Here is a 25513-nt window from a genome sequence, read left to right as displayed (position 1 = left end):
TATATATGAGATTCATTGTTTCTACATCAACATTACTCAAGCAACTACAGTCGGTTAGTGGCGCGTTAAGCAACAGTACCGTATTGCCTATATTAGAGAACTTTTTGTTTGAGATAAAAGATGGAAACTTAACCATTTCGGCTACTGACCTACAAACCAGTATGACCACTTCTTTAAGCGTTGAAGCTAAAGAAAATGGCCGTATTGCTATACCATCGCGCATATTATTAGAAACATTAAAATCGCTGCCCGAGCAACCGGTTACTTTTTCGGTTGATGACAGCACCTTTGCTATTGAAATAAGCGCAGGCGATGGTAAATATAAATTGAGTGGCGAGAATGGTGAGGATTTTCCTAAAATACCTACTGTTGAAAACGCTTCATCAGTAAACCTTCCGGCATCAGTATTAGCCGAGGCGATCAATAAAACTATCTTCGCGGTAAGTAATGATGAATTACGCCCGGCTATGACAGGCGTTTTTTGTCAGTTAACAACTGATTCATTAACCTTTGTAGCTACCGATGCACACAAGTTAGTGCGTTACCGTCGTAAAGATGCTAAGGCAGCCAGCACAACATCATTCATATTGCCTAAAAAAGCTTTAACGCTTTTAAAATCGGCTTTACCAACTGATGATGTGAATGTATCAGTTGAATACAATACCACCAGCGCGTTTTTTAAATTTGGCAACATCAATATGGTTTGTCGTTTAATTGATGAGCGCTACCCTGACTACGAGGCTGTAATACCTTTAAATAACCCGAATAAACTAAGTATCGACCGTCAGTCCTTTTTAGGATCACTGAGCCGTGTTGCTATTTATGCCAATAAAACCACGCACCAGGTTCGTTTGAAAATTAATGGCAGCGAGTTAAACATATCGTCAGAAGATATTGATTTTGCAAACGAAGCGCATGAGCGTTTAAGCTGCCAGTACGAAGGTGAGGATATGGAAATTGGTTTTAACGCGAGATTTTTAATTGAAATGTTAAAAAATCTTGCTTGTGAAGAAGTATCGCTGGAAATGTCGACACCTAATCGTGCCGGCTTATTATTACCACAAGGTGGGGATGAGAACGAGGATGTATTGATGTTGGTAATGCCGGTAATGCTTAATAGTTACGCTTAACCCGCCTGCCGGCTGGCAGGGTTGTAAACTTAAATTATAAATCCCAAATGAGTCCGGTGTAAAAACCGGACTTTTTTGTTCGTTAAGATAACAAATACACCGTAATAGCAGTTATATAGCATTTACTTATATGAATTTCAGGATACCAATATTATTGATCGCTGTTATCACAGGCTTTACTTCATGTAAAGAGAAGGATATCGTACCTCCGTTGGATAAAAATCCACCTGAAGTAATCACGGTTAATACTACCACTGATACCATAAATATCTATCAGAATAATATAAGGCAAAATAATACTTCAAGCATTTATCCCAATGGGGCAACAGGCTATTTACCCTTCTTGCGTGGCACTCAAAATTTTCAAATCAGGCGTACCGGAACTACAGATGTATTGTTTACCAAGGCTGTCACAATTGATTCTGCCACTAATTATACTTTTTTTGTAGCCGGCACAACCGCCGATAAGTTTTTTACAACAATTGATCCAATAGCCGTTGCGTATGATACTGTTGAGAATGATAATACCTTTACTCGCTCTGTAATAAGAATCGTTAATGCTTCCTATAATTCCGGTCCGCTTAATGTAACTGTGGGTACAGCGGATACTGTTAAAAGTTTAGCTTTTGGTACAGCTACGCCATTTATGAAGTTTAATGCATCTACTAGCCAGGATATTAAAATTTATCTGGCCAATAGCAGCACCGTCCAGCTTGATACGACTATAGCTTTTCAAACAGGGCTAATTTATACCTTATATACAAAAGGTTCGCCAACTGGTGCAGGTAATGCTGCTTTTAGCATAGGTTTAACCACTAATCAATACATTCCTTTAAATCAATGATCGGTAGCAAAAACAATACTTTAAACGGGTTTTTATTGTTGATTATAGCAGCAGTATTTTTAACCCCATATCTATCGTCTTGCGGCAAATCCGGCAACGCGAGCAGCGTGGGGTTAAACGTACAGTTTGAGGTATTAAACCTTAGCCCTAATATTCAGCCGGTTGATTTATATCTTGGTTATATAAAACAGAATACTAACTCCTATTCATATCCATATTCTTCCGGATATTTCTACCTTAACTCTATTGATACACCTTTGCAGATCAAGTCATCGGCAACTACTCTTGCAAGTAATAATTTTTTCACTATAAATCACCTTGGCTTTCAGGCTAATCATAAATATTCCTTGTTTATTACCGGTCTTTATAATACATCTGATACATCCCAAAGTACTTTAACCACAATATTAACAACAGATGATACTGCAAGTATCCCTCCGGTTGGTTTTGGTAAAATAAGGTTTGTTAACGGCGCCATACAAAGTACAGGCCTGGATATTGCAGCAAATGGCACTAAAGCTTTTTCTGCCGTTAAATTTGCTCAGGTTTCGCCATATGTAATATTACCGGCAGGTAACTATATTTTTCAGGTAACACAAACTGGGACACCGGGTACCATCCTTAGTACAAGTTTAGGCTCAACCACTATACAGGATGGGCATTTGTATACATTATATGCTTACGGTATTCCGCTTCGTACCGATTCATCTGCATTCAACACCGGTTTGATTACAAACAGGTAAGCGCTATTGTAATATATATTTATATTTTTGCTGAAAATTAAAAAATATTGGAACTCATAAAAAGCGCTGTCGATTTCATATTACATATTGATAAACATCTTGAACACATCAGCAGCCTGTACAATGGCTGGACCTACCTGTTTATTTTCGCTATAATATTTGCTGAAACCGGCTTTGTGATCACCCCATTTTTACCCGGTGATTCACTTTTATTTGCTGCCGGAGCTTTAATCGCCAGCGGCAGATCAGGGTTAGATATTATCTATATGGGTATAATTTTAATTATTGCCGCTTTTGCAGGTAATACATTAAATTATTTACTCGGCGGCTATTTCGGCCCCAAAGTATTTAAGCCCGAAAATAAAGTGCTTAAATTAGAATACTACACACGTACTAAAGCTTTTTTTGATAAACATGGTGGCAAAGCGGTTATATTCAGCAGGTTTATGCCAATTATTCGTACCATAGCGCCATTTGTTGCTGGTGTTAGCGGTATGCCACTATTGCGTTATAGCCTTTACAATATTATTGGTGGTGCGTCGTGGATCATATTATTTCTGTTCGCAGGTTATGAACTGGGAAATGCGCCTTTTCTCAAAGACCATATTTCAGCAATAGGGATAATCGTTATTCTACTTTCTATTGTTCCGCCAATATTCGCGGCTGTAAAAAGTAAGGGCAAGAAAACTAGTACCCAATAACAAAAAAATTAATTAGTCGCCTCACCCCGCTTTGCTACCGTTCCATACCGGTTTAAAACTATAATTTTGTTGTTTTTAAAAGTATGAAAGCCATTGAAACGTGGATCGGCGCGCCAACGCCGCCACCGTTGTAAGGATATTAAATGTATTGGAACAACTCCTGAGTCGTCCAAAATATCCCATATATAAATTTTGAAAGTTTTTGGCGCAACAAAAAAATGAAAGCTCGTTCTCATCATATCATAGTTACTGATACCAACTTTAACCTGGTAATAGTTCCAGATCGTATCGGGGTCACCATCTAACATTACCAACGGTTCGGACTTTTTGTGATACTTTATAAAATCCTTCACCTCATATAACGTGTTTATGCTGGCCAATGCATGGGCTTCCATTTTCTCTTGTTTGGTTTGAGGAGTAGCAGCGCGATGCCTGTTTTGTGCATTAGCAGCAATAACCAATGCAAAAAGGGTTAATAAACATATTATTCGGGCATGCATGGGTTTAAGTTATTTACTCCTTAAATCTAACACTTTACCTGCTTTAAACATAGTCTCTTCCTGCTGTATTTCTTTCTTTTGACTGATGGTTAACTGTGCAGCTATCAATTTATTCAGGTCAGGTTGCCCGGCATCCACCCAAGCCGAATACCAATAACTCCCAACTGATTGTATTGATGATCGAAATCGCCGCTGAACCATGCCATTCAGCATTTTCTGATAAGCGAGGCTATATTCCGGCGAATAATCCTGCACTTGTTTGCGGCCACGTTTTGTATTTACATACTTTTTATCTGCCGGGAAGGTTTTGTTCAATATTCGCTCAAACCGCAAAACGGAATCAACCTCAGCAAACGAGCTGCGGCATATTCTGAACGCTTCTTTCAGCGGATCGTCAATATACCTGGCCTTGCCTGCAAAGTAGTTGTAGTGATCGCCAAATAACTCAGGCAGGCGGCTTTCCCATAAGGCATGTATCCCGGTTTGATTAGTTAATTGTCCGTTATAATTTAAAGTGAGGTGTAACGGCACATGTGCATCAGCAACATAATGCCCCAAATTAGCCGAAGCATTTAGTATTTCGGTGGTATCATGGGCCTTAAAAGCCTTTACCAGTTTATAATAGTTGTATTGAATAGCCCACGGAACGGTGCCATATTTATCCAATGTATCAGCCGAGTATTTGTGCACGGCATCGCCCCAATTTTGTGGGATGTGGCTGAATGGATTTTTACCATAATGGTCCGCGTCTAAAAAATGTCTGGGAGCTTCGGTGGAGTCAACATAGCGGCGTTTATCAGCGCTTACGGCATGTTCTGTAATGTATCCAATATTGGCCTTGTAAAAGCCCGACATGCCTTTAGGCAGCGTAAAAACAGCCAACCGGTTAATGCGGTAATGTGCGAAGAAGCCCCAAGAGGAGCACAGCACAATCAACAACAACCCGCTTAATAACCTGCCGGTCTGCTTCATTACAGGTTTGTTATTTTTGCGATTGCTGATATTTGTAATGCAATTGTTTAAGCGCCTCTTCAGATGCCTCGTCAGACGATGCGCCGTAGCCTGCTACCAGGATGCCTTTTACACCTTCTTTATTAGCAAGGGCATAAACAGTTGCTTCATCTCCCGGATCTGATGGGCCTTCGTAGCGGTATACATCCACTATCTCAAACTCATTGGCTGTGTAGGCTTTGTCGCCCACTATAAACTGGTTTTCTTTCAAATTGAAGTCAAAGGTAAAGCCTTGTCTTCTTAATAGCTCAATGGCTTCGGTAACGGTGGCGTAGTGGAATTGCTGTTTCATAAGTTTTGGTAGCTGTTAATGATCTGCATTGTAAAATTATGATAAAATACTTAGATAATTTACTCAAATTAGCCTTTATAACCTCATTAAAATATGGATAGAAGAAAATTTATCAGCTCGGGCACTGTGCTTGCCGCGGGTATCAGTATTTTACCCTCCAGCGTTGTGTTTGGTAGAAGCATGCAAAAAGTTAGATTAGGCTATATTGGTGTTGGCCTTCGCGGGCGCAATCACATTGATGAAGGCTTACTTCGTGATGATGTGGACATTGTAGCTATTTGCGATACGCAAGAGCAATCTCTTAAAGAATGCCGTGCTCAGTTTACCAAATCAGGCAAAAAAATGCCGCAGGAATATACCGGCAGTGTTGATGCTTATAAACGATTACTCGACCGTAAAGATATTGATGCCGTTATTATTGCCACGCCATGGCAGTTTCATAAAGAAATGGCCATTGATGCCATGCGATCAGGTAAGTACGTAGGCTGCGAGGTGATTGCAGGTATAACTTTAGAAGACCACTGGGATATTGTAAAAGTGCATGAAGAAACTGGTATGCCATACATGACCTTAGAGAATGTTTGCTACCGACGCGATGTAATGGCTATTCTAAATATGCAGCGCCAGAACTTGTTTGGTGAGATGATCCATCTGGAAGGCGGTTATCAGCACAACCTTCGCGCAGTGTTATTTAATGATGGTCAACACTACTATGGCCACGGAGCTGAATTTGGTCCGAAAGCGATCAGCGAAGCACAATGGCGCACACAGTTTAATATTGATCGTAATGCGGATATTTATCCAACACATGGGGTAGGGCCGTTAATGCATTACGCCAATATCAATTATGGTAACCGGTTCACTAACCTGGTTTCCTTCTCATCAAAAGCGCGCGGTTTGGCTTCTTATGTAGAAGAAATATCACCCGGCAACCCAAATGCTAAAATAAATTATAAGAATGGTGATGTGATCACCACCATGATCAACTGCGCCAATGGCGAAACCGTGATGCTATCGCATGATACGCATCTGCCTCGTCCATATTCACTGGGCTTTAGGGTGCAGGGTACAAAAGGTTTGTGGATGGACGTAAACAATTCCATTTATATTGAAGGGCAATCCAAGCAAGATGATGCCTGGGATAAAGCGGATGAATGGCTGGATAAATATGATCACCCCCTTTGGAAAAAATATAACAATTTCGCCGAAGGGGCAGGGCACGGCGGCATGGATTGGTTTGTGTTCAATTCTTTTGTCGAATCGGTTAAACGCAAAGTACAAACGCCAATTGATGTTTACGACTCTGTAACGATGAGCGTAATTACACCACTTTCCGAAAAATCAATCGTCGAAGGCAACATGCCCCAGCAATTCCCTGATTTTACGAAGGGTAAATGGAAAGATAGGGTGAGTAAGTTTGCTTTAAATGATGCATATTGAGTTGCTTTAGTATTAAAGCAGTGTTAATAAGCTTAAAGTTTTTTGTTGAAAAAACGTTTGCATAATTAAATTTATCATCCTATATTTGCAGTCCTTAAATAAAAGTAGAATAATAAGGCTATACAATGGCAAATCATAAATCATCATTAAAAAGGATCCGCTCTAACGCTGCGAAGCGCTTACGTAACAGGTATCAGGCAAAAACCACCAGGAATGCCATCAAAAAATTAAGAGGCACAACTACCAAAGTTGAAGCAAGTGAACTTTTATCAAAAGTGATCTCAATGCTTGATCGTTTAGCCAAAAAGAACGTTATTCACAAGAATAAGGCTTCAAACAATAAATCAAAGCTTACTAAGTTTGTAAATACCTTAAAATAATTAGGTTATACTTTTATAAGAAAAGGCGATGAGTGTTAAACTCATCGCCTTTTTGCGTTTAAATCATTGTCTGAACTAAGATTTAACGGATTTTAATGATTTTGAGATATTTAAAAAGATCCCTACTTTGGCAATTGATAACCTTATTAGGGCAATCCCTAAATCCAACGAATCATGGTTCAGACTCCTTACGAAAATAAGATCAGTATAAAATCCTGGGCCGAAGAGGATCGCCCCCGTGAAAAGTTAAGCGGACAAGGCCGCCGAGCTTTAACCGATGCGGAGTTGATTGCTATACTTATTGGTTCGGGTAACCGTGATGAATCGGCTGTTGAACTAAGCAAACGCATCCTGCACCATTATGAAAACGACCTGAATGTATTAGGTCGTGCTTCTATAGAAGAACTCTCCAAATTTAAAGGTATCGGCGAAGCCAAAGCAATTTCCATTATCGCGGCACTCGAGATTGGCCGCCGTCGTAATGATACCGAAGAAAAGGCCCCGGAATTAGTCACTTGCAGTAAAGATGCTTACAACTTTTTGAAACGATTTTTGGTTGATATACCGCATGAAGAATTTTGGGTGCTGATGTTAAGCCAGAATTGTAAAATACTCGGTAAAGAGCTAATTAGCAAAGGAGGAATCAATGCAACCATTGCGGACCCGAAAACTATTTTCTCTGCAGCATTAAGGTATTCAGCAGTAAATATTATGCTGGCACACAATCATCCCTCAGGTAGTTTAAAGCCAAGTCACCAGGATGTTGAACTAACCAAGAAAATATCCGCCGCAGGCAAGTTGCTGGATATTAAAGTATTGGATCACCTGATTATTACCGATAGTAGTTATTATAGCTTTGCGGATGAGGGGGTGATTTAGGTTTTCCTCTTGTCATTCTAAACGCAGTGAAGACTCTTCTATAACAAGCAAGTTCGTTATGCTTATCGAAGAAGATTCTTCACTGCGTTTAGAATGACAAGTACCTGGATTAAATTAAAATTTCCATAAACAACCCTCAAACTATATCGTTACATTTATAAAACTAAAACAAAACGATCATGATAACTCCAGGAGATGAAATACCATTAGACGATTCATATGAAAATGATTCGGAAGATCAGCAAAGCCAGGAAGATATTCATTCCAACGGTTTTGATGAGGAAGATGAACCCGATTACAACAATTTGGATGATGATGCGGATCCCGCTGAATTAAAACAAGCTTATGATGCTTCGGAACCATCCTATACGCTTGATTTTGATGATGACGATGATTTGGATGATTAATCGATCCATAGCTATAATCCATTTGTCATTCTGAACGGAGTGAAGAATCTGTAAGTCTGATTACAACTGTACAGATTCTTCGTTCCTCAGAATGACAAGTCGCTTTATTTACCACTTGTCATTCTGAATATAATGAAGAATCTTCTTCGATAAGCATAACGAACTTGCTCGGTGCAGAAGATTCTTCGTTCCTCAGAATGACAACTGCTTTAAATTTCCACAACAACCTTTCGCCTTTATCCTTTCAACCTTTCACCTTAAATCCTATCTTTGCCGATTATCATTTCGATATAATGAAGATATCTTATAATTGGCTCAAAGAATTTATTGATACGGATAAAACTCCCGAAGAAATTTCAACCATTTTAACCGGAACAGGGTTAGAAGTGGAGAGTTTAGAAAAAGTACAGGCCATCCCCGGTGGTTTGGAGGGTTTAGTTATTGGGCATGTAAAAGAATGCGCCGATCACCCTAATTCCGATCACCTGCATATTACCAAAGTTGATGTTGGCACAGGCGAAGACCTGCAAATTGTTTGCGGCGCAGCTAACGTAGCAGCCGGACAAAAAGTAGTAGTAGCCGTTGTGGGCGCCTATGTGCACCCGCTGGAAGGTGAAAAATTCAAGATCAACAAATCAAAAATACGTGGCGAAGTTTCCGAAGGGATGATTTGCGCCGAGGATGAAATAAGCCTGGGCAAATCGCACGATGGCATTATGGTTCTAGCTGATGATGCTGTTCCCGGTACTTTAGCTAAACACTTTTTTAAAGTTAAGGATGATTATCTGTATGAGATAGGCCTTACACCAAACCGTGCAGATGCTGTTTCGCACTTAGGTACGGCACGTGATATTGCAGCATTCCTGAAAATCAATATTAAAAAGCCTGATGTTTCTGCTTTTAAGGTAGATAACAGCAATCTTAAGGTAGAAGTTATTGTTGAGAATGAGCAGGCTGCTCCGCGCTATGCAGGTATAACTATTTCAGGTGTAGAAGTAAAAGAATCACCAAAATGGTTGAGAGAACGTTTGGCTGTTATAGGCGTGCGTGCTATTAATAATATTGTGGATGCTACCAATTATGTGCTGCATGATTTAGGCCAACCATTACACGCTTTTGATGCTGATAAAATTGCAGGCGGCAAGGTAATCGTTAAAAATTGTACTGAAGGAACCTTGTTTAAAACATTGGATGATGTAGAACGCAAATTATCTGCAGATGACTTGATGATCTGCGACGCTGAAAAACCTATGTGTATTGCTGGTGTATTTGGTGGTGCGAATTCAGGTGTTAGTGCATCAACCAAAAATATTTTTTTAGAGAGTGCTTACTTCAATTCTGTATCAGTCCGCAAAACAGCTAAACGTCACGGTTTAAAAACCGATGCATCGTTTAGGTTTGAGCGTGGTACCGATCCAAACATGCCGGTGTTTGCTTTAAAACGTGCTGCTTTGTTAATACAAGAAATTGCGGGTGGGGCTATCTCATCCGATATTTTTGATAATTACCCTGCTCCCGTTGCAGCGTTTGAGGTTGAAATAACTTACAAAACTATCGACAGATTAATCGGTCAGGCTATCACTCACGAAGAAATTAAAGCCATTCTAGTTGGCCTGGATATCGAAATCGTAAATGAAACTGCCGAAGGTCTTTCATTAAAAGTGCCGCCTTACCGTGTTGACGTAACCCGTGACGTAGATATTGTTGAAGAGATATTACGCATATACGGTTATAATAATATCCATATCCCAACACAAATCAGGGCATCATTAAATACTTCTATCAGGCCTGATAAGGATGCGGTGCAAAATCAATTATCTGATCTGTTAACGGCTAATGGCTTTAATGAGATCATGTCGAACTCATTAACCAAATCAGCTTATTCTGATAATTTAGATACCGCGGTTAAAATATTAAACCCACTAAGTAGCGATTTGGATGTTATGCGCCAAACTATGCTGTATTCGGGTTTGGAGGCTATTGCCTACAATCAAAACAGGCGCGCTACCGATTTGAAACTTTATGAGTTTGGTAAAGTTTACAGCGTGCAGGAAGATAAATATACCGAAACACAACGTTTTAGCATCTTTATTACCGGTGCCGATACAGCTGAAGCCTGGAATCAAAAAGCCAAACCGGTTTCTTTTTATAACCTGAAAGCAATTGTTGATGGCATTATCGAAAAACTAAATGTTAAAGATATTACTGTTGAAGATACAACTTGTAAAAAGCTTGCCTATGGCTTGCAATACGTACGCGGCAATAAGCAGTTGGTTAAATTCGGATCAGTAGCACCATCAGCCTTGAAAAAAGCTGATGTAAGCAAAGAGGTTTTTTATGCCGACTTTAATTTTGATTTGATTATCAACCTTGCCCGCAAGAACAAGATAGTGTATCAGGAGATCTCAAAATTCCCTGCAGTCAGGCGGGATCTTTCCATGCTGATCGATCAAAATGTTTCGTTCGGTGCATTAAAACAAATCGCCCAAAAAACAGAACGGAAGCTGTTGAAAGAAGTGAATGTATTTGATGTTTATCAGGGTGATAAATTACCTGCAGGCAAAAAATCATACGCGTTAAGCTTTATCATTGAGGATATAGAGAAAACCCTTACCGATAAGGCAATTGATGCGATAATGCAGAAATTAATTTATAATTTAGAGAAAGAAGCGGGAGCGGAGATAAGAAAATAGTTTGGTGAGTGGTGAATTGTTGATTAGGTGAGTAGTTAGCTGCTTGCAAATCAAAACCCACTCACTTAATCAACCACTCACCCAATCAACCAACAAAATGAGCCAGGTAGCAGAACAATTAAATAAAGTTATTGATAAAACCGAGAGGTTGATTGAGCTTTGTGCTGCCTTGCAGGAAGAGAATGATCTGCTAAAATTGGAGAATGATAGCTTTACGGCAGCGCTTAATGCCAGCAAAAATAAGACGAAGGAACTGGAAGAAAAGCTTCGTGTATTGAAGTTGGCAAAATCTTTTTCAGAAACAAATGAAAAAAGTGTTGATATTAAGCAAAAAATTAACGAATTTGTGCAGGAAATAGATAAGTGCATTGTATTGCTGAAAAAGTAATATAAATAGTGAAAAAGCTCAATGGGAGAAATCTCTATAAAAATAAATATTGCTGACAGAGTTTACCCCTTAAAGGTGAACATGGAGGAGGAAGAAATAATACGTAGGGCAGCTAAGCTGATCAACGACCGCATAAAGGAATATCAGGAAAATTACGCGGTAAGGGATAAACAAGATTTGCTTGCGATGAGCGTGCTGCATTTTGCAACATCATCATTAAAAGCAGAGAAAAAGGTTACTGTTGAAGATACAGATGTAGCCGAAAAAGTTTACCAGTTGGATCATTTACTGACCGAGTTTTTCTCGAAGTAATAAACGTTCTTTACATAAAAACAGAGCATTTAAGATTTAACCGCAGTTAAATTTTAGGTTTCACTATTAAAAACTTAACGCTTCAATATTCAGCGGATCAAGAGGCATGCGTTATTCGTCGAACATTAACGGTAACCCATGGTCCCAATATCTGTGACGAAGTTTTTCAATACATGATACTTAAAAGTTAGTTGCGGTTTTTTTATTTATATAACCTAAAAGAAGAATGAATTCATCATTATATGTTATCATCGGGCTCCTGATTGGGGTCGGTGTAGGCATCATCGTTGGCCGTTTCCTGTTGCGCAAGCTTTTTAAATCACAGGAAAATCAGGCCCAAAACAAAGCGAAACTTATTTTAAAAGACGCTGAAAACAACGCGGAAATTCTTAAAAAGAACAAACTGCTTGAAGCAAAAGAGCGCTTTTTACAATTAAAGGCAGAGCATGAGCAGGAGTTAAATGCTAAAAACAACGCTTATAACCAACGCGAAAATAGCTTTAAACAAAAAGAGCAGTCGTTAAATTCTCGTTTAGAAAACCTTACCCGTAAGGAAAATGAGATAGACAATGTGCGTAAGAACCTGGAAAAACAGACCGACATCGCGGTTAAAAAACAGGAAGAAGTTGAGGTTCTGAAAAATCAGCACGTACAGCAATTGGAAACAATCGCAGGCGTATCTGCCGAAGAAGCGCGTAACCAATTAGTTGACAACTTGCGCGAAGAAGCCCGTAGCAAAGCTATGGCGCAGATAAAAGATATTGTTGACGAAGCCAAGCTTACCGCTACCAAAGAAGCTAAAAAGATAGTTATTCAAACTATACAACGTACCGCTACCGAGGCTGCTATTGAAAACACTGTTTCAATTTTTAATATTGAAAACGATGAGATCAAAGGTAGAATCATTGGTCGCGAAGGTCGTAACATCCGTGCGTTGGAAGCAGCTACCGGTATTGAGATTATTGTAGATGACACCCCTGAAGCGATCATCCTTTCAGGATTTGACCCGGTTAGGCGCGAAATTGCCCGTTTGGCAATGCACCGTTTGGTAACTGATGGCCGTATCCACCCGGCACGTATTGAAGAAGTTGTTGCCAAAACCAAAAAGCAAATTGAAGAAGAAATCGTAGAAATAGGCGAGCGTACCGTGATAGATTTAGGTATCACAGGCTTACATCCGGAATTGATCCGTATGGTTGGTCGTATGCGTTACCGCTCATCTTATGGGCAAAACCTGTTACAGCACTCGCGCGAGGTAGCTAACTTCTGCGCTACTATGGCTGCGGAATTAGGTCTTAATGTAAAATTAGCTAAACGCGCGGGTTTACTGCACGATATAGGTAAAGTGCCTGACGATAACCCGGAATTGCCACACGCTATTTTAGGTATGCAATTAGCTGAAAAATATAAGGAGCATCCTGAAGTTTGTAATGCTATTGGCGCTCACCACGATGAAATAGAAATGACGTCGATGATATCACCGATTATACAGGTTTGTGACGCCATTTCAGGCGCGAGGCCGGGTGCAAGGCGCGAAGTGGTTGAAGGCTACATTAAGCGTTTAAAAGAGCTTGAGGAGCTTGCTATGTCGTATCCAGGTGTTGAAAAAACATTTGCGATACAGGCAGGCCGTGAGTTACGTGTAGTGGTTGAAAGCGAGAAGATAAGCGATGCTGAATCAGAAGTTTTAGCGGCTGATATTTCAAACCGTATCCAAACTGAAATGACCTACCCTGGGCAAATCAAAGTTACAGTGATCAGGGAAACCAGATCAGTTGCTTTCGCTAAATAGCAAAACATCATATTGATCTTAAAAATACCGAACGCCGAAGTGTAAAAACTTCGGCGTTCATCATTCAATAATTAATCTATTCCGCAGTTGTGAGTAAAAAGAAAGTTGAAAAAAAACAAGCCGAACCCGAAGTAAAGCCCGGGAGCGTAGAATTTCATTTTGACAAATTTGCTGCCGCGCACCAGGATCCGGCAAACATTGTTATTCATATTATATTTATTTCGCTATTGCTGTTTAGCCTGTTTGGATTATTGTGGGCGATACCTTTCCCTTACATTAAATTTCTGGGGCAGTATAATGCCGATTTTAATTGGTCATCTTTTTTATTGGCATTCAGTATTTATTACTACTTAAAGCTTTCACCTGTTTTAAGCTATTTTATGCTGTTTATTATGCTGGCCTATTACTATATCATCACCCTGCTGGTGCAGTGGCAGAAGGCCGGAGGGCCGCAACTGGGGGCTTTATGTGGGTTGATATTTGTAATATCATGTGCTGCGTTATATGGAGGCTATAAAAAAGAAGGTAAAAACCTTTCTTTTGAGTATCGATATAAAAATATACTGGTAGCGCCTTTGTTTTTAGTGCATTTGGTAGTGAAGCGTTTTAATATAAAATATTAAGCTTAACCCAATATTAAATTATTCACCTTCCTTGTAAGTTCATCTAAACCGAAAGGTTTTGCTATCACAGCATCGCAACCCCAGGCAGATAAGTTCTCGTCTTTATTAACATAAGCTGAACATATAATAACAGGTATATGCCCAAGTTCGGGGTGTGTTTTTAACTGCCGGCAAATTTCGTATCCGTTTCGGCCAGTTAAGTGGTAGTCTAGTATGACCAGGTCTGGCTGATAATCAAGTATTAAATTGATCATATTATTACTATCCAGAGCTACTTTAACTTCGTATTCCTGGTAGGATAAGGCCTCCTGCATTATATCCAAAATATCCTGGTTATCATCAAGTAATAAGATTCGCTTTTGCATAAATAATTAGGTAAGGGGTATTTTTATAACGAATTATTGTAAGCGTGATTGCATCGTTTAATGGTTTACAACAAACACTTTACAATAAAATGGTAAACAGGTGTAACGTAAAAAGAGGATGCCGATTTTCAACATCCTCTTTAGCTATTTATAATTTATGCCTTGTGCAGGTGACGTTTAACACCGTCACGTTTAGCTTCGCGTATATCTTTCTTCAGATCCTTTTTGTCGGCTGTAGCTGCAGCTTGAGCCGCCTGTGCGCCTGTGATATTACCGGCTTTAACATCTGTTTGTTCTGTAGCCTTAGCTGTTTTTAAATCAGCCTTAGTTGCTTCAACCTTCTTTACGTCGGCTTTCTTAACTTCTTTGGTAGCTAATTTTACAGGATGAGCTACCCCTTCGCTTTTTAAGGTTTTGGCATCTGTTTTAATGTCGGCCTTGTCGGTTTTTGCAGCTGCCAAATCAGTTTGGGCGGCGGTTAAATTGCCTTTTTTAATTTGAGCCTTTGCTTCCGCTTTTTTGTTGTCGTAAGCACGTACGTCTTTACGCAGATCTTTCATCTGTGTTTTTTCTGTTGGGGTAGTGGTAGCCGGTGTAGTGGCTGGTGTGGTTGTTTGTGCAAAAGATGCAGCCGAAAACATTGCGGCAACAACTAATAATCCTAGTTTCTTCATTTTTGGGGTTTTTATAATGATTGATAACTCATTGACCTTACAGACTAAATATTTAATACATGGTTTAATATATATAAATATTTTTTGATGTTAAACCATAGCATAAAATATATGTCATAGGCTCATATCAACTTAAAATACCCCTAATGCACAACTTTCTTTACAAAAACCTTCTTGTTTTATTATTTTTAGGGATCAGCTTCAATAGCTACTGCCAAAAAGTTGCGGATTCCACTGCTACAGATACAGTTAAAGCCAAATCAACCAAAAAGTCCTCATTTAAAATAGGCGCGGATTATTTAAACAACAATGTTTTTATGGGCCGAACCGGCCTTACTACCACACCACTTGTAAGCCCGGATATTAAATATACTTTTAAACCAGGAATATATATATCGGGCGGTATGGATATTCTGCCTGATAATAAGAAAAATAAAGTGGATGGCGGAAATTTGACAGCTGGTTATGATTTTGATATTACCGATGACTTTTCCGGTGGGATATCATACAGCAAAATGTTTTATAACCCAAACAGTACCTTAATAGGGTCATCAATTACCAATACATTCAGTGCTGATTTTGATTATGAAATAGGTGACATAATTACACCAAGTGTAAGCGCTAATTATAGTTTAAACAATGGGGCAAATGCTGATATTTTTATAAATGGCGGTATCTCACATGATTTTATTGTTATTAAGCCATTTGCAAATAATGATGATTTGATCATTTCGCCAACTGTAGCTATCAATTTAGGCACACAAAATTTTTATGACGCTTATATCAAGAAGAAAGTATTCAAAAGCAAAAAAGTAGGTGCCGCGGTAGCAGCCTTTGAATCTAATTTAAGCAAATTTGAAACATTGGACTATGAGTTTTCAGTTCCTTTAGAATATAAGATTGGCCACCTGATATTTGAATTTATACCTACCTATGCTGTTGTGCAAAATGGATTTAAATCCGCAGCAGTGGCAAAAGCTGTCGGTTTATCTAACAATAATGATATAGTTTACTTTGAAACAGGTCTGTCTCTAAAGTTTTAAACTTTCTCAATATTATAACAGTTGTACGATGATTAAAAATCATGATACAACTGTCTGAATGAAGCTCTTACTCCAAAGGTTACCAGCTTTGTGTTTTGAGTTCCCTGGCTATTCTCTTGTTTACGGTATAATCCGCCTAATTCAAACCGAAGATTATATTTAGGATTGATCAGATAAGCGATAGTACCTTCACCATAATAAAGGTGAGTAGGTAACCCTTGCCCGGTGGTGCTACCCTCTACTGTACCGGGGTCAAAAGCAAGCATTATATTCTGCCCATAATTAACCGAGGTATTCGGATCAAGCCCGAACGACGCATAATTTATCTGTCCCTGAAAACTGAAACGGCCTATTGAATAATCCAATATAGCTATCGCTTCTTTAAAGTTAGAACCAAGCGGGTCGCCCAGAGGTTCGCTATAGTCAGTATAATTAGTAATTACCTGCGGGGATGAATAGGTATACGGTTTTACCGTATTAAACTCAAACAGATAATTAAAGTTAGTTATGTTAAAGAGGTCAGCTCCGCGGATACCTATTTGATAGCCACCTGTGTTTTTAGGAGCAAGACTTTGGTTTAATCTATCTAATAGCAACTGTGCGTAGATAGCTGTTTTATTAAAAATTTTATACTTGCCGGTAAATCCGGTTAATATATTATCGGGGTATGGTGTTTTGGGGCCTAAAGCGGCTGCAAATACTAGCGGATTAACATAATTAGCATCAAACCCATGCGAATTACCGTTATCATCAGCCTCGGCCGCAATCATCGCATTAAAATATCCTAATGAAAATCGGTTAGTTACATTCCAATCTACATAATGAAATGCTGCCCACTTGCGGCGGTTATTACCATAGGTATCATATTTTGGTACGTTAATGTCTTCCATGTTGGTCCACATCATCATGTATTGTACCTTACCTAAATTTGCAGTTACACGCAGTAAAGGATAAGTGGCTGCAAAATCAGATAACAGTAAAGAGCGGTAACCATCACCAATAAATGTTTTATCTTGTCCTAAAGTGATATTAAGCTGTTTTATTGGTGCATAAGATAAAACAGCAGTAACGTACGACCAGTCGTCCTCGGTAGTAGATTGATATTCCCTGTTATAAGCCTCACCCGGAATAAATCCTGTTTTTTGAACAACAGCCTGATAATAGTTTGCAAATCGCGCCTGATCCTCATAACCGCTTGTATAAAAGGAAAATTTGTCGCCTATTGTTCCACCAAGTTGGTAACCACGTGTATTAAGATAGGTGGTAGTGTTATTCGCAAAATCTCGTCCTATCTGCAAATCAGCTATATAATCTGCATAGAAGGTATATTCACTGGTTCGCTCATCAAAAACATGCTCATTAAATATTTTACGTAAAAAATAGTTCTTACGGCTGCTATCAACACCTATACTGGTTATGGCATTATATTTTGGGGCGATAATGCTATCAATAAGATATGGCTTTAATGAAGTGTGAAACGAACTGTTAACACTATAAACGTCAGCATTAAATTTTTGATAGAATTCGTATGAATATGGGGCATATACCGATTGTGAACGGCTAACCTGTGTTAAGATAATTATAACACCCAGGAGCAATAATATTTTTTTAATAGGCAAGTGGTAAGCTTTTATCATGCTCAATAAAATAAGAGTTGTTTTTACAATCTAAAAAACCAAAGATAATAAAATATAAAAGTGAGTATTAAATTCTTAACGATGTATTATTTAGTAAGTTTTAATAATATCAATATAGTGTTGAGAGATAAATTAATGAAGCCTAAAAAAAATTATGATATTCGCACTTTATTCAAATTGAAAAGTTAATTTCTGTTAAATTGTGTTATTGTAATACCGTTTTTTTAAAATAACCTATAAAAATTCTGATATTTACGCCTGCTTTTAAAATCCTTATACATGCAATACAAAAAAATTAATAATTTATTAGGCTGGTTGTGTTTTGCTATCGCCTCAATTAGTTATATCATGACGCTGGAGCCCTCAGTAAGCTTTTGGGATTGCGGCGAGTTTATTTCTTGCGCATACCGCTTACAGGTAGCGCACCAGCCGGGTTACCCGGTATTTGCAATGCTTGGCAAAGCATTCTCATTATTATCAATGGGAAATAATGCTAAGGTTCCATTTTTTACCAATATGGGTTCGGCATTAGCCAGCGGCGCAACTATAATGCTACTGTTTTGGACGATAACCGCATTGGCAAAAAAATTACTTGCTTATAAGGAAAGCGAAGACGCCGATCAATCGAAATTTTACATGATCATGGGAGCAGGTTTGGTGGGTGCTTTAGCATTCGCTTATACCGATACTTTTTGGTTCTCTGCTGTTGAAACCATCGTATTTGCATGGTCATCATTCTGTACAGCGTTAGTATTTTGGGCCATTTTAAAATGGGATGCCAATGCTGATGAACCGGGTGCCGATAAATGGATCATATTTATTGCCTATGTAATAGGTTTATCAATAGGTATACACTTACTTAATTTATTAACTATCCCTGCGTTAGCATTAGTTTATTACCTGCGAAGGACTCAGAAAATAAACTTAAAAAGCAGCATTTTAGCCATTTTAGCGGGCATAGTTATATTAGTGTTTATTCAATATGGTATCAGGAATTACACCGTTGTTGGTGCAGCTTATTTTGATCTGTTCTTTGTAAATACACTTGGTTTTGGTTTCGGTAGTGGCGCGGCCGTATTCCTGGTATTATTAATAACAGTATTGATAGCCGGTATATATTATAGCATTAAATATAAAAAGCCAATGCTAAACCTGGCGTTTTTATGTTGCACTTTTATTTATTTAGGTTACAGCTCATTTGCCTATATACCAATAAGGGCAACGGCTAATACCAATTTGGATAACGCGCACCCCGATAACGCATTTACGTTAAACAGTTACTTAAACCGTGAGCAATACGGTGAAACACCTTTACTTTATGGGCCATATTTTGATGCGAAACCTATTGATCAAACAGAAGGTGCAAACATCTACCGTAAAGGGAATACAAAATATGAAGTAGCAGGTAAAAAATTAAATACCGTTTATGACCATACAACTATTTTGCCACGTATATATAGCAGCGATGGCCAGGACCCGCAGTTCTATAAAGAATGGTTAAGAATACCTGACGGACAAGCACCTGGCTTTGGCGATAACCTGAAATTCATGTTCAGCTGGCAAATATACCAGATGTACTGGCGCTACTTTTTATGGAATTTTGCAGGCCGTTATAATGATGCCGACGGACAAGCAAGTATGGCAGGAATTGATGGTAATTGGACTACCGGAATATTTGATGGCGGCAGACATTTACCAAAATCTGTTATTGGGGGTGATGCCAGAGATCCGTTAGCAGGTGTTACTTATACGCCATTATTCGCTTTGCCTTTAATCATTGGCTTATTTGGTTTAATATTCCATTTTAATCGCCGTAAAGAAGATGCACTTGTTGTTACCTTACTGTGGTTCTTCACCGGTATTGCAATTGTATTATACGTTAACCAGCCATCTATACAACCACGTGAGCGTGATTATAGTTATGTAGGATCGTTTTATGCTTTCTCTATATGGATAGGGCTGGGGGTAATTGCCATTGCCGACTTGTTACGCAGAAAGATAAATGCTAAAACCGCGGCCTTTACTGCTACCGGCATATGCTTATTAGCGGGCCCAGTGGTGCTGGCTAAACAAGAATGGAAAGATCATGACCGTTCAACCAAATTAACGCCGCATGATATGGCTTATGATTATTTAATATCATGCCCGCCAAATGCAATTCTGTTTACCTATGGCGATAATGATACCTATTCATTATGGTACGATCAGGAAGTTGAGGGAATCAGGCCGGATGTACGTATTGTGAACCTAAGCTTATTCTCCGCCGATTGGAATATTAAGCAAATGACGCGTAAAATGAATGACGCAGATGCATTGCCTATCACCATGCCTTTTGATAAGTATAAAGATGGGATACGGGATGTGATTTACTTTGATGATAGAAAAATACCTGGTTTTACTGAATTAAGTGAGGTGTTTGATTTTATAACATCAGACAATCCTGCTACGATGGTACAATACCAAAATGGTGATAACGCCAATTACTTGCCAACCAAAAATTTCAAGATTACCATTAATAAAGATGAAGTTATAAAGAACGGTGTAGTGCCTGACAGCGACAGAAGCAAGCTGACTGATACGATGAAGTTTAAATACAATTCTAATTACGTAATGAAGGGCAATCTGGCGATGTTTGATGTTTTGGCTCACAACCATTGGAAACGCCCTATATGCTTTACTGTAACTGTTGGCTCTGAGAATTTGATGGGTTTACAGCCGTATTTATACAGAGAAGGTTTTGTTTACCATCTTATTCCTTTCACTCCAGATACTGCCAATAGGGATCAGATGGCTAAAACGAATCCTATAGTAATGTACAACAATGTAATGAACAAGTTTAAATGGGGGAACTTTAAAACTGCCAAATACCTGGATCATGAATCAACTAATATGTTTTATCCTGTTTTATTGGAGACATTCCTTGATTTGACTAATGATTTGATAACACAAAAACGCCCTGACCTTGCCGTGAAGGTTTTAGAGAAATGCCAACAAGTATTACCTGATATTAACCCATTTATTGATGTGAATGTACGCAAGTTGTATTTAGCGGAGGCAGCTTATAAATTGAACGATGTGGTGGTAGGCAATAAGTTTACAGAGGATATCGATGATTATCTTACCGATCAGTTAGATTATAATTATTACCAGTTGCAAAACAATGGTGATGATGTAGATACCCGCACTGTTAATATAGGGGTACAATTGATTGGTGCTTTAACTGATTTTACAAAAGGAGCGCACCAAACGGCTTTGTATAATAAATTAAATGCACAGTATAAAGACTACCAAACTAAATTTGCTAATGTTTTAAGCAGGCAACAATAAAGCTAAACGATAATGCGATTAAAAAGGCCACTTCAATTTGAAGTGGCCTTTTTGTATTTAAAATATCTGTTTACCTAGGAGTTGTTTAGAAATGATAAAACTATAGTAATTGCGAGGTACGAAGCAATCGCTATACTTTACAGAGCTGCTCTGCAGGTTCAATGTTCTTGCTTATGTAGAGATTGCTTCGTACCTCGCAAATGACACTTTGTTTTTGTGTTTATATATAAACAAGATTCAATCGTTTTTAGACAGCTTTTAGGATCATCCAATTGGTAAACTAAAGCTAAATGTTGATCCTTTATTTTCTTCGCTATTAACCCATATTTTGCCCCTATGGCGCTGTATAATCTCACTAGCCAGGTATAAACCAATGCCAAAGCCCGAGATGTTTTTAATCTCATCGTCATCAACCCTGTAAAAGCGTTGAAATAGCTTCTCCTGATCTTTGAGTTTAATCCCAACGCCAGTATCAGAAACAGAAACTTGTATTTCGTTTTCGCAGGTTTTAGTGGTTATGGTAATTATAGTATCCTTTGGCGAATACTTTATGGCATTGCTTAAAAAGTTATTAATCACTTGTCCTATTCTTTCTTTGTCAGCATGAATCATAACTACACCATCTGCATCAAAAATAATTGTATGGCCGTTGTTGGTTAGTTGAGTTTCTGCAATATTTTCTACAAGGAGTTTGTTAATATCAAAATCTTGCATTTTAATTTGCAATTTTCCGGACTCCAGGCGTGAAAGATCAAGAAAGCCATATATCAGGTTTGCCATTTTATTTACCTGGTTATCTGCTTTGGTAAGGGCATTGGCAATAAACTCGTCATTGTTATTATTTAGTTTTTTCGCGAGCAGTTGAATATATGCTTTAAGAGATGTGAGCGGGGTTTTTAGTTCATGACTTGCCATTGCAATAAAGTCATTCTTTCTGATCTCGTCGCGTTTACTTTCAGTTATATCCAGCGTAGTTCCCAGCATGGTTTCTGGTATATTATTCTCATCAAAAATAATAATGCCCTGTGTTCTTATCCAATGTTGCGATTTATCTGGCCATACCACTTTAACTTCAAACAAATATTCACCCGAAGTTAATGCTTGTTGATAGGAGGGTAGAATAATGCTTTTCATATCTTCTTCCGCTATCTGGCTACGCAACATGTCAATTGTGAGTGATGTTCCAGGGTTCAACCCAAATATCTCGGCCATACCTATAGAATAAGAAAAAGCGTTATCAATCAGGTTCACCTCCCATGTTGCCAAGCCGGTTGCTTCAAGAGCGAGATTTAGGCGTTTTTCATTCTCCAGAGCCGTTTCTTTCGCTTTTACCTCGCCGGTAATATCTACTACAGTATTTAAAATATAGGCTATTTCGCCGCTATCCCCTGTTATTGGTACGTTACTGCACGACCAATGATGCTCTTCATAACATTTGTTCTGCTGATTAAAAATGTCATATCTGTAACGTGGAATATCTATCTTTTTTCCGGTATTAACTACACGTATAAACACATTGTGTGCTTTGATTTGCTCATCTGTATTTCCATTATCAGGAAATACTTCGCTAAAACCACGGCCTAATATAGCATCCCGGGTGGTATCTGTAAATTCTAAATAACTATCACTGGCAGCAAGTATGGTGAAGCGCGGCATATCTGCCTTAATTAACAATGAGCCTGGTGATTTTTCAAATATGGTTTGAAAAATATCTACCGGTAAAATATGCTGTGATTCAGCGCTCATTTTATGTTGGTATAGGTATTACTGTTGTATAAGTTACCAAATCTGTATTATACTATTGGCTTAGTGAAGTTAATATTATGAATCAACTTATAGAAAAAATGCGCCCAATATTTGAAGCGCATTTACATAGTGTGTTGTTTATAATAAAATTAGTTATTGATTTTTGTATCTGCCGGTTCTACAATAGGCTTTTCCACTTTTTTGCTTTGTAATGCCAATGCAATCGCATTATCGCGTAACTCTTTAATATGGTCATGGGTGGCTTTAAGCTCCTTTAAATGGCGGCTTAGTATGTTTACTATACGCTCATCCTTCCATATAAGTTCCTTATCATCTAATGCATTTCTATATGCTGTATTAGCAACATCTTCTCCATATTCACAATCAGATAATATCGAAACGTTATCTTTTTTAGAGAATTTAGCTTTAACATCAATCCATGTATGATAAAATTTACCCGCCAGTGTTGTTCCGCTTGCAGGGTCTCCACCTAAAAAATGTAAGTGTTCAGTTAAATCGCCTACATATTCTTTACTATCTTCTATGTAATCTTCGAATAGTTTTTTTAGCTTTTGTTCTTCAGTGCTCTCAATCGCTTTTTGATAACCTGTTGCACGATCATTATTTATTTTAATCAGATCATTTAGTGCCGATATCTGATGTTCAACGTGTTGCAAAATTCCCATGGCCGTATTGTTTAGTCATATTAATAACATTACACCGTAATCAATTGTTTTTGGCATTTAGCGCTATTGCAAGAGTAATTGTTAATTAAACTTATACAAGAATTACAACGTGAAAAACATGGCAACGGCCGCTGCACCCATAGCAACAAATGTAAACCATACTAAACTATTTGATAGTAAACCACTTTTGTATTCACCCATAATTTTTTCATTACTGCCAATTTTAGCGATCAAAAATAGTAGAGGTACGGCTGCAACGCCGTTTAATACCGCGGCGTATACCAATGCTTTAACAGGATCTATCCCCACAAAATTTATCATTAACCCTATAAGGGTGGCAATGGTGATAATGCCATAAAAGCCATGTGCTTGTTTTAATTTAAAATTTAAGCTGGCTTTCCAGTTAACAGCTTCGGCAACAGCATAGGCTGCTGAACCAGAAAGCACCGGTACTGCCAATAAGCCTAAACCGATTATACCAATAGAAAAGATCAGTTTTGATAAAAAACCGGAATTTGGGAATGAATGCACCAAGGGTTCTAAAGCTTTCGCGGCATCCGCGGCAGTATTAATATCATGTACGCCACTGTTATGTAAAACAGTTCCAGCGACCACCAATATGCACCAGGTAGTAATCTCAGATATGATCATACCTGCATTATTATCAACCCGCATGCGTTTTATGCGTTGCCAGCTCATAACAGGTTTACCTGTTATCATTCTGTCTTCTTCTTTTACTTCTTCAACCTCCTGAGATGCCTCCCAAAAAAACATATATGGAGATATTGTAGTACCTAAAACACCAGTAATGATAAACAGAAATGCAAAACTGAATTCGAAATGAGGAACAACCGTTGCTTTTAACACGGTTAACCAAGGCTCATGTACGATGAATACCGTAATAGGGTAGGCCAGCAGAGCCAGTGCAAGCCATTTAAGTATTTTGGAGTAAACCTTGTAATTAGTAAAAATTTCCAGGACTAATATTGTCACAGTGAAAAACAAAGTGAGGATAACAAATGGGATAGCGGGTATTAATAATTGCGCGGCAGATGCCATTGCGCCAATATCAGCACCTATATTTATAGTGTTAGCAAGTACTACCAGGCCAACTACCGCATATAATACTTTACGGCTGTAGTGTTGTTTAACAACAGCAGCTATTCCCTTGCCGGTAACTAAGCCAATACGTGCGCAGGCCTCTTGCACAGCAGTCATAAATGGCAGCATGTACAAGGCTGTCCATAGTTGCCCGTAACCAAATTGGGCGCCTGTTTGTGAGTAGGTGGCAATGCCGGATGGATCATCATCGGCAGCACCGGTGGTTAAGCCTGGGCCTAATAGGGTGAAAAATTTCCAGATTTTTTTGCGGGGATGTTTTGGTGCAGATTTTGCCGGCATTTTTGGGGTGTAAAATGTATAATATATGGTTATTAAATATACACTTTACATACCTAAATGTTTAAATATAAAAGTTATATAACCTTTACGCACAATGATATTGTTAAAAGCTATAAGTACCTGGTCAAATCCTCAATTTTTTTTAACAGCTCATTCATTTCAAAAGGTTTAGCTAAAAAATCATCAGCGCCTGCTTCTATAGCCGATTCTTCGATATCACGACTGGCCGATACCATAATAATCGGGATGTTTTTTGTAAGTGGCTCCTGCTTTAACTTTTTGCATATATCCCGGCCGTCTTCGCCTGACATCCATATATCTAATAATAAAAGATCGGGAAGATTCTCTTTCATGTCCAAAACAGTGCTGCCATCAACGGTTGATATTACATCATACCCTTCAAATTCCAGCAGCATTTCAACTGCATCAACTATTCCGGGATCGTCGTCGGCAATCATTATCTTTTTATGCTTTAAGCTCATTGTTTCGGTTAATAAGT

25 protein-coding genes are annotated in these 25513 nt (G+C 38.5%); 15 read left to right on the top strand and 10 right to left on the bottom strand.

All coding sequences use genetic code 11. The annotated features are described in order from the left end of the window. Positions 1-5: 5 nt before the first annotated feature. The 4 genes from dnaN (at position 6) to GSQ74_RS00710 (ending at position 3418) form a co-directional block, all read left to right on the top strand. Positions 6-1130: a DNA polymerase III subunit beta gene (gene dnaN / locus GSQ74_RS00725; protein ID WP_158989043.1), complete on the top strand. Its 1125-nt coding sequence runs from the start codon at positions 6-8 to the stop codon at positions 1128-1130. Between the two features lie 130 nt (positions 1131-1260). Continuing rightward, positions 1261-1974 carry a DUF4397 domain-containing protein gene (locus GSQ74_RS00720; protein WP_158989041.1) on the top strand — a complete coding sequence of 238 codons (714 nt, stop codon included), beginning with the start codon at positions 1261-1263 and terminating at the stop codon, positions 1972-1974. Further along, positions 1971-2717, top strand: a complete 747-nt coding sequence (locus GSQ74_RS00715) for a DUF4397 domain-containing protein (RefSeq protein ID WP_158989039.1) — start codon at positions 1971-1973, stop codon at positions 2715-2717. Before GSQ74_RS00720 ends, GSQ74_RS00715 begins: the two co-directional genes overlap by 4 nt. Before the next feature lie 47 nt (positions 2718-2764). Beyond that, positions 2765-3418: a VTT domain-containing protein gene (locus GSQ74_RS00710; protein ID WP_158989037.1), complete on the top strand. Its 654-nt coding sequence runs from the start codon at positions 2765-2767 to the stop codon at positions 3416-3418. Positions 3419-3426: 8 nt separating this feature from the next. On the opposite strand, the gene GSQ74_RS00705 is transcribed toward GSQ74_RS00710, so the two are convergent. Genes GSQ74_RS00705 through GSQ74_RS00695 form a run of 3 tightly spaced genes read right to left on the bottom strand, consistent with a single transcriptional unit; the run spans position 3427 to position 5221 of the window. Next, positions 3427-3918 (bottom strand): hypothetical protein, encoded by a 492-nt coding sequence (locus tag GSQ74_RS00705; protein WP_158989035.1) that lies wholly within the window; start codon positions 3916-3918, stop codon positions 3427-3429. 9 nt (positions 3919-3927) lie between these two features. After that, entirely contained in the window at positions 3928-4890 is a 963-nt protein-coding gene (locus GSQ74_RS00700; RefSeq protein WP_158989033.1) for a zinc dependent phospholipase C family protein, read from the bottom strand. Between the two features lie 10 nt (positions 4891-4900). Beyond that, positions 4901-5221, bottom strand: a complete 321-nt coding sequence (locus tag GSQ74_RS00695) for a hypothetical protein (protein ID WP_158989031.1) — start codon at positions 5219-5221, stop codon at positions 4901-4903. Positions 5222-5314: 93 nt separating this feature from the next. Between GSQ74_RS00695 and GSQ74_RS00690 the strand changes: the two genes are divergently transcribed. From GSQ74_RS00690 to GSQ74_RS00650, 9 genes are all read left to right on the top strand, one after another. After that, complete coding sequence (locus GSQ74_RS00690) at positions 5315-6661, top strand: Gfo/Idh/MocA family protein (RefSeq protein ID WP_158989029.1); 1347 nt, start codon at positions 5315-5317, stop codon at positions 6659-6661. Between the two features lie 125 nt (positions 6662-6786). Then, positions 6787-7041 carry a 30S ribosomal protein S20 gene (gene rpsT, locus GSQ74_RS00685; protein WP_158989027.1) on the top strand — a complete coding sequence of 85 codons (255 nt, stop codon included), beginning with the start codon at positions 6787-6789 and terminating at the stop codon, positions 7039-7041. 174 nt (positions 7042-7215) lie between these two features. Next, complete coding sequence (gene radC / locus GSQ74_RS00680) at positions 7216-7920, top strand: DNA repair protein RadC (protein WP_158989025.1); 705 nt, start codon at positions 7216-7218, stop codon at positions 7918-7920. A 179-nt stretch (positions 7921-8099) separates the two neighbouring features. After that, positions 8100-8327: a hypothetical protein gene (locus GSQ74_RS00675; protein ID WP_158989023.1), complete on the top strand. Its 228-nt coding sequence runs from the start codon at positions 8100-8102 to the stop codon at positions 8325-8327. 293 nt (positions 8328-8620) lie between these two features. Continuing rightward, a complete protein-coding gene (gene pheT / locus GSQ74_RS00670; protein ID WP_158989021.1) occupies positions 8621-11020 on the top strand; it encodes a phenylalanine--tRNA ligase subunit beta in 2400 nt (799 codons plus the stop codon). 97 nt (positions 11021-11117) lie between these two features. Further along, a complete protein-coding gene (locus GSQ74_RS00665; protein ID WP_158989019.1) occupies positions 11118-11408 on the top strand; it encodes a hypothetical protein in 291 nt (96 codons plus the stop codon). 21 nt (positions 11409-11429) lie between these two features. Next, positions 11430-11720, top strand: coding sequence for a cell division protein ZapA (locus tag GSQ74_RS00660; RefSeq protein WP_158989017.1), 291 nt, complete (start codon positions 11430-11432; stop codon positions 11718-11720). Positions 11721-11946: 226 nt separating this feature from the next. Further along, entirely contained in the window at positions 11947-13512 is a 1566-nt protein-coding gene (gene rny / locus GSQ74_RS00655; RefSeq protein WP_158989015.1) for a ribonuclease Y, read from the top strand. Positions 13513-13601: 89 nt separating this feature from the next. Continuing rightward, positions 13602-14135: an Mpo1-like protein gene (locus tag GSQ74_RS00650; RefSeq protein ID WP_254060778.1), complete on the top strand. Its 534-nt coding sequence runs from the start codon at positions 13602-13604 to the stop codon at positions 14133-14135. A gap of 2 nt (positions 14136-14137) precedes the next feature. Here the strand turns inward: GSQ74_RS00650 and GSQ74_RS00645 are convergent, their stop codons facing one another. Further along, positions 14138-14500, bottom strand: a complete 363-nt coding sequence (locus GSQ74_RS00645; RefSeq protein WP_158989013.1) for a response regulator transcription factor — start codon at positions 14498-14500, stop codon at positions 14138-14140. A 155-nt stretch (positions 14501-14655) separates the two neighbouring features. Continuing rightward, complete coding sequence (locus GSQ74_RS00640; RefSeq protein ID WP_158989011.1) at positions 14656-15174, bottom strand: hypothetical protein; 519 nt, start codon at positions 15172-15174, stop codon at positions 14656-14658. Positions 15175-15320: 146 nt separating this feature from the next. Here GSQ74_RS00640 and GSQ74_RS00635 point away from each other — a divergent pair, with 146 nt between their 5' ends. Continuing rightward, the gene (locus GSQ74_RS00635) at positions 15321-16217 is read left to right on the top strand and encodes a hypothetical protein (RefSeq protein ID WP_158989009.1); all 897 of its coding nucleotides are present in this window, start codon (positions 15321-15323) and stop codon (positions 16215-16217) included. Between the two features lie 32 nt (positions 16218-16249). Here the strand turns inward: GSQ74_RS00635 and GSQ74_RS00630 are convergent, their stop codons facing one another. After that, positions 16250-17854, bottom strand: a complete 1605-nt coding sequence (locus GSQ74_RS00630; protein ID WP_254060777.1) for a gliding motility protein RemB — start codon at positions 17852-17854, stop codon at positions 16250-16252. 279 nt (positions 17855-18133) lie between these two features. On the opposite strand from GSQ74_RS00630, the gene GSQ74_RS00625 reads away from it, so the two are divergent. After that, on the top strand, positions 18134-21181 hold the full coding sequence (locus GSQ74_RS00625; RefSeq protein WP_158989007.1) for a DUF2723 domain-containing protein: 3048 nt from the start codon (positions 18134-18136) through the stop codon (positions 21179-21181). Positions 21182-21445: 264 nt separating this feature from the next. Here GSQ74_RS00625 and GSQ74_RS00620 read toward each other — a convergent pair whose 3' ends face one another. From GSQ74_RS00620 to GSQ74_RS00605, 4 genes are all read right to left on the bottom strand, one after another. Further along, on the bottom strand, positions 21446-22927 hold the full coding sequence (locus GSQ74_RS00620; protein WP_158989005.1) for an ATP-binding protein: 1482 nt from the start codon (positions 22925-22927) through the stop codon (positions 21446-21448). A gap of 149 nt (positions 22928-23076) precedes the next feature. Further along, positions 23077-23613, bottom strand: a complete 537-nt coding sequence (locus GSQ74_RS00615) for a PA2169 family four-helix-bundle protein (RefSeq protein WP_158989003.1) — start codon at positions 23611-23613, stop codon at positions 23077-23079. A 102-nt stretch (positions 23614-23715) separates the two neighbouring features. Then, entirely contained in the window at positions 23716-25014 is a 1299-nt protein-coding gene (locus tag GSQ74_RS00610) for an NRAMP family divalent metal transporter (RefSeq protein ID WP_158989001.1), read from the bottom strand. A gap of 110 nt (positions 25015-25124) precedes the next feature. Next, positions 25125-25496 carry a PleD family two-component system response regulator gene (locus GSQ74_RS00605; RefSeq protein WP_158988999.1) on the bottom strand — a complete coding sequence of 124 codons (372 nt, stop codon included), beginning with the start codon at positions 25494-25496 and terminating at the stop codon, positions 25125-25127. Between the last annotated feature and the right edge of the window lie 17 nt (positions 25497-25513).

This window comes from Mucilaginibacter sp. L196 (assembly GCF_009765905.1).
Classification (GTDB): domain Bacteria; phylum Bacteroidota; class Bacteroidia; order Sphingobacteriales; family Sphingobacteriaceae; genus Mucilaginibacter.
The sequence above is the reverse complement of the archived record's forward strand: the minus strand, read 5'-3'. Positions and strand labels throughout refer to the sequence as shown.

What these genes read in the sequence shown, in the direction of transcription:
- dnaN (WP_158989043.1), top strand. Translation starts at nt 6, where the DNA reads ATGAGATTCATTGTTTCTACATCAACATTACTCAAGCAACTACAGTCG.
- GSQ74_RS00720 (WP_158989041.1), top strand. Translation starts at nt 1,261, where the DNA reads ATGAATTTCAGGATACCAATATTATTGATCGCTGTTATCACAGGCTTT.
- GSQ74_RS00715 (WP_158989039.1), top strand. Translation starts at nt 1,971, where the DNA reads ATGATCGGTAGCAAAAACAATACTTTAAACGGGTTTTTATTGTTGATT.
- GSQ74_RS00705 (WP_158989035.1), bottom strand. Translation starts at nt 3,918, where the DNA reads ATGCATGCCCGAATAATATGTTTATTAACCCTTTTTGCATTGGTTATT.
- GSQ74_RS00700 (WP_158989033.1), bottom strand. Translation starts at nt 4,890, where the DNA reads ATGAAGCAGACCGGCAGGTTATTAAGCGGGTTGTTGTTGATTGTGCTG.
- GSQ74_RS00695 (WP_158989031.1), bottom strand. Translation starts at nt 5,221, where the DNA reads ATGAAACAGCAATTCCACTACGCCACCGTTACCGAAGCCATTGAGCTA.
- GSQ74_RS00690 (WP_158989029.1), top strand. Translation starts at nt 5,315, where the DNA reads ATGGATAGAAGAAAATTTATCAGCTCGGGCACTGTGCTTGCCGCGGGT.
- rpsT (WP_158989027.1), top strand. Translation starts at nt 6,787, where the DNA reads ATGGCAAATCATAAATCATCATTAAAAAGGATCCGCTCTAACGCTGCG.
- radC (WP_158989025.1), top strand. Translation starts at nt 7,216, where the DNA reads ATGGTTCAGACTCCTTACGAAAATAAGATCAGTATAAAATCCTGGGCC.
- GSQ74_RS00675 (WP_158989023.1), top strand. Translation starts at nt 8,100, where the DNA reads ATGATAACTCCAGGAGATGAAATACCATTAGACGATTCATATGAAAAT.
- pheT (WP_158989021.1), top strand. Translation starts at nt 8,621, where the DNA reads ATGAAGATATCTTATAATTGGCTCAAAGAATTTATTGATACGGATAAA.
- GSQ74_RS00665 (WP_158989019.1), top strand. Translation starts at nt 11,118, where the DNA reads ATGAGCCAGGTAGCAGAACAATTAAATAAAGTTATTGATAAAACCGAG.
- GSQ74_RS00660 (WP_158989017.1), top strand. Translation starts at nt 11,430, where the DNA reads ATGGGAGAAATCTCTATAAAAATAAATATTGCTGACAGAGTTTACCCC.
- rny (WP_158989015.1), top strand. Translation starts at nt 11,947, where the DNA reads ATGAATTCATCATTATATGTTATCATCGGGCTCCTGATTGGGGTCGGT.
- GSQ74_RS00645 (WP_158989013.1), bottom strand. Translation starts at nt 14,500, where the DNA reads ATGCAAAAGCGAATCTTATTACTTGATGATAACCAGGATATTTTGGAT.
- GSQ74_RS00640 (WP_158989011.1), bottom strand. Translation starts at nt 15,174, where the DNA reads ATGAAGAAACTAGGATTATTAGTTGTTGCCGCAATGTTTTCGGCTGCA.
- GSQ74_RS00635 (WP_158989009.1), top strand. Translation starts at nt 15,321, where the DNA reads ATGCACAACTTTCTTTACAAAAACCTTCTTGTTTTATTATTTTTAGGG.
- GSQ74_RS00630 (WP_254060777.1), bottom strand. Translation starts at nt 17,854, where the DNA reads ATGATAAAAGCTTACCACTTGCCTATTAAAAAAATATTATTGCTCCTG.
- GSQ74_RS00625 (WP_158989007.1), top strand. Translation starts at nt 18,134, where the DNA reads ATGCAATACAAAAAAATTAATAATTTATTAGGCTGGTTGTGTTTTGCT.
- GSQ74_RS00620 (WP_158989005.1), bottom strand. Translation starts at nt 22,927, where the DNA reads ATGAGCGCTGAATCACAGCATATTTTACCGGTAGATATTTTTCAAACC.
- GSQ74_RS00615 (WP_158989003.1), bottom strand. Translation starts at nt 23,613, where the DNA reads ATGGGAATTTTGCAACACGTTGAACATCAGATATCGGCACTAAATGAT.
- GSQ74_RS00610 (WP_158989001.1), bottom strand. Translation starts at nt 25,014, where the DNA reads ATGCCGGCAAAATCTGCACCAAAACATCCCCGCAAAAAAATCTGGAAA.
- GSQ74_RS00605 (WP_158988999.1), bottom strand. Translation starts at nt 25,496, where the DNA reads ATGAGCTTAAAGCATAAAAAGATAATGATTGCCGACGACGATCCCGGA.